At 38.3% G+C, this 5,397-nt stretch carries 5 protein-coding genes; all 5 read left to right on the forward strand.

Going from position 1 to position 5,397, the window contains the following annotated elements; genetic code table 11:
* Positions 1–64: 64 nt before the first annotated feature.
* The 5 genes from V7112_RS18920 to V7112_RS18940 all read left to right on the forward strand — a co-directional run bounded on the left by V7112_RS18920 (position 65) and on the right by V7112_RS18940 (position 5,343).
* The gene (locus tag V7112_RS18920; protein ID WP_335422740.1) at positions 65–565 is read left to right on the forward strand and encodes an Lrp/AsnC family transcriptional regulator; all 501 of its coding nucleotides are present in this window, start codon (positions 65–67) and stop codon (positions 563–565) included.
* Positions 562–1,731 carry an aminotransferase gene (locus V7112_RS18925; protein ID WP_335422742.1) on the forward strand — a complete coding sequence of 390 codons (1,170 nt, stop codon included), beginning with the start codon at positions 562–564 and terminating at the stop codon, positions 1,729–1,731. Before V7112_RS18920 ends, V7112_RS18925 begins: the two co-directional genes overlap by 4 nt.
* 291 nt (positions 1,732–2,022) lie before the next feature.
* The gene (gene yugI, locus V7112_RS18930) at positions 2,023–2,412 is read left to right on the forward strand and encodes a S1 domain-containing post-transcriptional regulator GSP13 (protein WP_335422744.1); all 390 of its coding nucleotides are present in this window, start codon (positions 2,023–2,025) and stop codon (positions 2,410–2,412) included.
* Positions 2,413–2,517: 105 nt separating this feature from the next.
* Positions 2,518–3,681 (forward strand): iron-containing alcohol dehydrogenase, encoded by a 1,164-nt coding sequence (locus V7112_RS18935; protein ID WP_335422746.1) that lies wholly within the window; start codon positions 2,518–2,520, stop codon positions 3,679–3,681.
* Positions 3,682–3,996: 315 nt separating this feature from the next.
* Complete coding sequence (locus V7112_RS18940; RefSeq protein ID WP_335422749.1) at positions 3,997–5,343, forward strand: glucose-6-phosphate isomerase; 1,347 nt, start codon at positions 3,997–3,999, stop codon at positions 5,341–5,343.
* Positions 5,344–5,397: the final 54 nt, after the last annotated feature.

Below are 5,397 nucleotides of genomic sequence, written 5' to 3' on the forward strand. Positions count from 1 at the left end.
AAAATCTGGGCGCAAATACGCCAAGGCGTATTTGATTAATTAAAATATACTAGGGGTGACCTATATGCAATTATTGGAAAATGAAATTGAAATACTTGAGATTATTGAAAATAATGGACGACTTCCTGTAGAAACAATCGCAAAATTAGTTGGCAAAAGTGTCGAAGAAGTCGATGGAATTATTCGTAAGCTAGAGGAACTAAAGATTATTGTAGAATATAACACAATCGTTGACTGGAAGAAAGTTGCAGGCCACGAAGGTGTGACAGCGATGATTGATGTCAAGGTTACCCCGAAAAAAGGTGTTGGCTTTGATGAAATTGCCAAGCGTATCTATCATTTCAAGGAAGTAAGATCTGTTTATTTAATGTCTGGTGCATATGATTTATCGGTAGTAATCGAAGGAAAAACAATGTCAGAGGTTGGATCCTTTGTTTCCGAAAAGCTTTCAACCCTTGATTCAGTTCTTTCAACAACAACTCATTTTATTTTGAAAAAATATAAACATGATGGAACCATTTTTGACCAAGGTGAAGATGATAAACGGATTGTGGTGACACCATGACAACCCAGTACCTCTCTAGAAAAGTACAAGAATTAAAACCATCGGGAATCCGCCGATTTTTTGATTTAGCGGTAACGATGGAAGGGGTTATTTCCTTAGGTGTAGGTGAGCCTGATTTTGTAACACCATGGTCAATCAGAGAAGCAAGTATCCAATCTATTGAAGCAGGGATTACCTCCTACACTGGGAACGCCGGACTACTTGAATTAAGACGTGAAATCTCGTCTTATTTAAATAGATCCTTTAGTGTGGAGTATTCGCCAGAGAGTGAAATCATTGTTACGGTCGGTGGAAGCCAAGCGATTGATTTGGCTATTCGAGCACTTGTTGACCCAGGTGATGAAGTTATCATTGTGGAACCAACCTTTGTAGCTTATGGCCCAATCGTTTCACTTGCTGGGGGAACCCCAGTACCTGTTCATACGAAGGCTGAAAATGAATTTAAACTGCAGCCTGAAGAAATAGAAAAAGTAGTAACCGAACGCACAAAAGCAATTATAATATGTTCTCCAAATAATCCAACAGGTACGATGCTTAAGAAGGAAGAGCTGGAAGCAATTGCTAAAATCGTGGAAATACATGATTTAATCGTGATATCAGATGAAATTTATGCTGAGCTTTCCTATGAAGGCAAATATACGAGCTTTTCAAGTATCCCAGGGATGTTTGAGCGTACAGTACTTGTTTCTGGATTTTCTAAAGGCTTTGCAATGACGGGGTGGCGTTTAGGCTATTCAGCAGCTCCAAAAGTAATTTCAGAAGCAATGTTAAAAATACATCAATATACAATGATGTGTGCATCTACAATGGCTCAATATGGGGCGATTGAAGCTCTTCGAAATGGCCTTTCTGATGTAGAGTATATGAGAAAAAGCTATCGACAGCGAAGAAACTTTTTTGTATCTTCCTTACAGGAAATTGGTCTATCTTGTCATTTACCAGGTGGAGCTTTTTACGCTTTTCCGTCAATTAAGCAAACAGGTTTAACGTCAGAGGAATTTGCCCATCGTTTACTGATGGAGGAAAAAGTGGCGGTTGTTCCTGGTAATGTCTTTGGTGAAAGTGGCGAAGGCTATATTCGGTGCTCCTACGCATCATCCCTAGAACAACTCCAGGAAGCTGTAAAACGGATGGGACGATTCCTGAAAAATAATAACCTCTTGTAAGCTAGACATAATAAAAAAATGGACAAAACCAGTTTGGTTTTGTCCTACATACAAAAGGGGAATACTAGAAAGCCTTTGAAACTAGCTTACCCATTCATCTTCTTTTTTAAACACCACAAACCAACTCTTCTCAAATTATGATAAATTTTACCTGCATCATAAATTCAACCCATAATGGCAACTCTAATGAATGTGATGAGATTTCTTTTTGAATATATGGTTAGTATGTGTTATAATTTTATATTGCGTATATAAATGGAGAATAAACTAAAGTTTTAGGAGTTGGGTATTATGTCAGAAAAAATTGAAGTTGGAAGTGTTATCAAGGGTAAAATTACAGGAATTCAGCCTTATGGAGCATTTGTTTCCTTAGACGAAAATACACAAGGTTTAGTTCATATTTCAGAAGTAACCCATGGCTTCGTTAAAGATATTAACGAGCATGTAAAGGTTGGCGATGAAGTAGAAGTGAAAGTTTTATCGATTGATGAAGCAGCAGGCAAAATTGGTCTATCTATTCGTGCAACACAAGAGGCACCAGAAAAGCCAGCAGCAGCACCAAGAACAGCTAAACCTAAAAAGCGTCCAGCACAAGCACAACAAGCTAATTCTGATACACAAGGTTTCAACACTTTAAAGGATAAGCTTGAAGAATGGATTGAACAGTCTAATTTTAACTAAGAACAATGAGGAAAGAGGCGATTACTGAATTGCCTCTTTTTTTACATGCATTGACAGTTTACAAAATAAATTGATAGGGGATAATTTTTTCAGGAGGCGAGTATTATGGAAAACTTTACATATTATAACCCAACGAAACTCATATTCGGTAAAGGCCAATTACAAGAGCTGAAAAATGAAATACCGCAGTACGGAAAAAAAGTATTGCTTGTTTACGGTGGGGGAAGCATTAAGAGAAATGGATTGTATGACCAAGTAATCGCTCTGTTAGCAGAAATCGGTGTAGAGGTTTACGAACTACCGGGAGTCGAACCCAATCCACGTCTATCAACAGTCCGAAAAGGCATCGAAATTTGCCGTGAGGAAGGAATTGAATTTATACTTGCTGTTGGTGGCGGTAGTGTTATTGACTGTACAAAAGCAATTGCAGCCGGTGCAAAATACGATGGGGATGTGTGGGATTTCATGACCCGTAAGGCGGTTGCAACTGAAGCTCTGCCACTTGGAACAGTACTAACGATTGCTGCGACTGGTTCCGAAATGAACTCAGGCTCAGTTATTACAAATTGGGAAACAAATGAAAAATATGGATGGGGAAGTCCAGCAGTCTTTCCTAAATTCTCAATTTTAGATCCGGTATATACATTTACTTTACCTAAGGATCAGACCGTTTATGGAATGGTAGATATGATGTCACATGTGCTAGAGCACTATTTCCATCATGTACCCAATACATTAACACAGGACCAATGGTGTGAATCGATTTTACGTACAGTTATCGAAACCGCACCAAAGCTAATCAATGATCTTGAAAACTATGATTATCGAGCAACTATTATGCTAAATGGAACACTTGCGTTAAACAAAATGTTAAACATGGGGTATAGCGGAGATTGGGCAACGCACAATATCGAACATGCAGTGTCTGCTGTATATGATATCCCTCATGGTGGCGGTCTTGCGATTATTTTCCCAAATTGGATGAAGCATGTCCTAGATGAAAATGTAGGCCGTTTCAAGCAATTGGCTGTCCGTGTTTTTGATGTCGATACGGAAGGGAAAACAGATCGAGAAGTTGCGCTTGAAGGAATCGGGAAGCTCCGTGAATTCTGGAACAGTATCGGCGCACCGTCAAGACTTGCCGATTATGGCATTGGGGAAGAAAATCTTGAACTTATGGCTGAAAAAACAGTTGTTTTTGGAGAGTTTGGTCGCTTCAAAGTGCTGGGTAAACAAGACTCAATTGAGATTTTAAAGGCATCTTTATAAGTGTGAAAAAAAATTCTTATATTTCATCGAAAAGGCTCATACTACATGTATGGGTCTTTTTAATTTTTAAGTAGTTCAAAAAAGTAAGGTCAATTCTGGCTTAAGCGCAATTCCAGAAAATAAAACGCAATTCCGAGCAGCTAAAACGCAATTCCAAGAAATTAGTGCGCAATCGAGTGCAAATCCACAAAAAGTAGCTGATTTAAAAAAGTTTTATATGGTTACGCTTACAGCGAGACGGCAGTCTTGATTTCACCTAAAAGTTTGGGTACAGTGAAAAGAGACTTGGAAAATACAAGGGTGGAGGTATAGAAAATGACACATGTTCGTTTTGATTATTCAAAGGCTTTAACATTTTTTGGAGAACATGAAATTACATATTTACGTGATGCGGTAAAGGTCGCTCACCATTCCATACATGAAAAAACAGGAGCTGGTAGTGACTTCTTAGGATGGGTAGACCTTCCAACTGACTATGATAAAGAAGAATTCTCACGCATTCAAAAAAGTGCTGAAAAAATCAAATCAGATTCTGATATCTTACTTGTGATTGGAATTGGTGGCTCTTATCTAGGGGCAAAAGCTGCAATTGACTGGTTAAATCACTCTTTCTATAATGCATTATCAAAGGAACAACGTAAGACACCACAAGTTGTATTTGTTGGAAATAACATCAGTTCAACTTATATGAAGGACCTAATGGATTTACTAGAAGGTAAGGATTATTCCTTAAACGTCATTTCAAAGTCTGGCACAACGACTGAACCAGCATTAGCATTCCGTATCTTCCGTAAGATGTTAGTTGAAAAATACGGAATAGAAGAGGCTCGTAAGCGTATCTATGCAACTACTGATAAAGCTCGTGGTGCATTGAAAACTTTAGCAACTGAAGAAGGCTATGAGTCATTTGTGATTCCAGATGATGTCGGTGGCCGTTATTCAGTATTAACTGCTGTTGGTTTACTTCCAATTGCGGTAACTGGTGCAAATATCGAAGAAATGATGAAGGGTGCAGAAGCTGCAAGTGTTGATTTCTCTAAATCAGAGCTTGAAGAAAATCCTGCTTACCAATATGCAGCAGTACGTAATGCCCTTTACAACAAAGGAAAAACAATTGAAATGCTCATCAACTATGAGCCAGGTCTTCAATATTTCTCTGAATGGTGGAAGCAATTATTCGGTGAGAGTGAAGGGAAAGACCAAAAAGGAATTTATCCATCATCTGCAAACTTCTCAACAGATCTTCACTCACTTGGGCAATATGTTCAAGAAGGTCGACGTGATTTGTTTGAAACAGTGATTAACATTGAAAAATCCCGTCATGAGCTAATCGTTGAAGCAGAAGAGAGTGATCTAGATGGATTAAACTATCTAGCTGGAAAAACTGTTGAATTTGTGAATACAAAAGCATTTGAAGGTACAATGCTTGCTCATACAGATGGTGGAGTACCAAACCTTATTGTGAATGTACCAGAAATGGACGAGTACTCATTCGGATACCTTGTGTATTTCTTTGAAAAAGCATGTGCAATGAGTGGTTATTTACTAGGTGTTAACCCATTTGACCAACCTGGTGTTGAAGCATACAAAGTCAATATGTTTGCATTACTAGGTAAGCCAGGATTCGAAGAGAAAAAGGCTGAACTAGAAAAACGTCTGTAATTTAATTCAGTAAAAATTCATGATTTCTACTGAATTAAAGTCAAGCCTCCGGCG

It is taken from the genome of Bacillus sp. JJ1566 (assembly GCF_036962685.1).
Classification (GTDB): domain Bacteria; phylum Bacillota; class Bacilli; order Bacillales; family Bacillaceae_L; genus Ferdinandcohnia.

Coding starts and splice junctions, on each gene's coding strand:
- V7112_RS18920 (WP_335422740.1), top strand. CDS start 65: ATGCAATTATTGGAAAATGAAATTGAAATACTTGAGATTATTGAAAAT.
- V7112_RS18925 (WP_335422742.1), top strand. CDS start 562: ATGACAACCCAGTACCTCTCTAGAAAAGTACAAGAATTAAAACCATCG.
- yugI (WP_335422744.1), top strand. CDS start 2,023: ATGTCAGAAAAAATTGAAGTTGGAAGTGTTATCAAGGGTAAAATTACA.
- V7112_RS18935 (WP_335422746.1), top strand. CDS start 2,518: ATGGAAAACTTTACATATTATAACCCAACGAAACTCATATTCGGTAAA.
- V7112_RS18940 (WP_335422749.1), top strand. CDS start 3,997: ATGACACATGTTCGTTTTGATTATTCAAAGGCTTTAACATTTTTTGGA.